This window comes from Ideonella sp. P3_A4, assembly GCF_056403075.1.
The window spans coordinates 1-2,376 of the sequence record NZ_JBFUGE010000803.1 but is presented as its reverse complement, the minus strand read 5'-3'; the positions used below and the strand labels follow the sequence as shown (position 1 = coordinate 2,376).

At 71.3% G+C, this 2,376-nt stretch carries 1 protein-coding gene; it reads right to left on the bottom strand.

The features are described from left to right. Positions 1 to 2,246: hypothetical protein (locus AC1DYI_RS32930; RefSeq protein ID WP_477208318.1), on the bottom strand; the 2,246-nt coding region annotated here is incomplete at its 3' end. Between the last annotated feature and the right edge of the window lie 130 nt (positions 2,247 to 2,376).

Here is a 2,376-nt window from a genome sequence, read left to right as displayed (position 1 = left end):
AGCCCCTGCAGGTTCATCAGCGCCTCCATGCCCGCCGGCGAACCGGCGAGCACACGGCGTGTGGCATGCGCCAATGCCACGGTCTGTGGGTCTTGGCTGACCGCGGTGCCGCGCGGCTGAGTGGCCATCGCAGCCACCGGCGACGCCGTGGCCGGGTCGCGCGTCGTCACGCCAGGCAGGGTCGGCTTGTCGTTCCAGAGCTGGTTGTAGACGTTTGCCGCCACCGCCGGATCGGAGGTGACTGCACTCAGCGCCGAAGCGATCAGCAGCGCTTCTTCGTGACGCAGCGGGTGGCCGTCGTGACGACCCACGGGGTCGGGGTTCGGGTGGTCCAGCAGTCGGTTGGCCAACACCGTGGGCGCCAAACCAACCAGCGTGGCCGCGTCGGCAGCGGGCGCATGAAACAGTTGCGAGACCTCCCTGGTGAAGGCCACGGCGGAGCGCATCGCCTCAGGCGTGCCGGCCGGCTCATTGGCGCCGCCGAACAAGCGCGTCCGGGGTTGACCTGCCAACTGCCCTGCGGCGGTAGCGCCAGCCGTGGCGGTCTTGCCGTCGATCGCTTTCTGCCCGCGGTTGCTGAGCGCCGCGTCGGTGACAGTGCGACCAGGCGCATTGCCGCCGTTGAACGTGGTCGGGCCCGAGTTGGCCGTCGAATGGGTCACCGCGCCGAGGGTGACCTCGACCTTCGTCGGCCCGGTGCGGTTCACATAGCCCTGGTGCGCCCCGCGCACGCCGTCTGCGGCGCGTTGCATCAAGCTGCGCTGCGGTGGCGGATCTGCAGGCTGCGCGACTTGCCGCGGCTCCAACTCGTTGAGCAACGTCGTGATCGCCGTCTGGATGTGCTGTGCGGCGGCTTGCGCCGGCGCTTCGGTGCGCGCGGCTTCGTCACGCGCCGTCTGGGCCCGGGTTTCCGCACCGTGGGCCACGACCTGCTGGCCGTCGCGCGTGGCCCCATCAGTGTTGGCCCAGGCCTGCAACTGTGCGAGTTCGCCGTGCAGTGCCTGTTGCCGCGGCCGCTGCTCGGCGATACGGGCATCGAGCCCGTCCAGCGTCTGTTGGTGCCGCGCGATGGCAGCATCGGCTTGGGCCAGCTCCTGCCCGGCGCCTTCGAGGTCTCGTCGGGCATGGGCTGCGTTCTGCCGGACCTGCGCCAGCTGCCGTTCGTTGGTGGCGCGGTCCTGCCGGGTTGCCCGCAACTCGAGCACAGCTTCGCGCCGGTCTTGCCGCACGGGGTGGTCGCGCCCGCGGCCCAGCCCCCGCAAAATCCCGGTGCGTTCCTTCAGCGTGCCGATCTGCTGGCGCTGGCGGCCGATCTCGCCAGTCAAGCGAGCGTCGTCAGCATTGGCTTGCGCCAGCGTCGCCTGGTGCCTGCCGACGTTGGCGAGGGCCACTTCGCGATCTTGCCGCAGGTCACCACCGGCCCCGAGCCGGGCCGCCGCGGTGTCGCGCGTGGCCTGCAATTGGCCGACGGCCTGGTCCTGGTGGGACACATCTTGCGCGACCCGCGTGCGGTGCGCAACGCTCAGCGACAGATCGGCCAATGCGGTGTGCTGGCGCCGCGCGTCGTCGGCCGCGGGCAACACGTTGCTGGTGGCGCGTTCGTGGGCCTGCACTGCCGGCATGTGGGTAGTGAGCGCGTCCTGTGCTTGCGTGCGAGCGGCTTGCAAACGCGTGACACCCTGCTCAGCCTCGGTGACGGCTGTCGTCGCGCCGTGCAGCCGATCCTGCGCTGTCGTCAGCCTCTCGGCTGCGGTCTGCAGGTCGCGGGCGTGTTGCCCGATGGTCCCGTCGAGACCAACGATGGCCTGTTGCACCCGATCGCGGGCCTGCTGCAAGGCCGGCAGATCCGGCGCCGTCGGGGCCGCGTGAGAGGCCGCGGACGATTGGGCTGAGCCCGTGGCTGCTGCGGCCGCTGCCTGTGCTTGCGCGAGCATCTGGTCGGCCTGCCGCAAGTCGATCGTCAACGCCGCTCGGTCGTCAATCGCCTGCTGGCGCAGGCCGGCAATGCGGGTGTGATCGGTACCGGCATCGGTGTGTTCTGTCTGCGCTGCCTGCTGCTCGGCCCGCGCGGCGGTCAAGGTCGCCTGCCGCCCCTGCAGCGCCTGCTCGGCCGCCTGGTCCACCCGATCGAATTGCCGCTGCACCGCTTCGGTGGCATCACGCGCCGCCTTGGCGACGCCGCCGTCAAGCGCCTGTCGATCTATCAGCTGAGGTAGCCGCACCTCGGCCGCCTGAGCGGTCTGCAAGGCGGCGACTGTCCCAGGTGTCATCGCCGTGGTGGGCGCCAGCACGGGCGCGGGCTGCCAACCCTGCGGTTGCGGCAGCACGGCCGTCCGCGGCCGCGCCGGGCTCGCCGGGCCGCGAGCGCGACCGGTC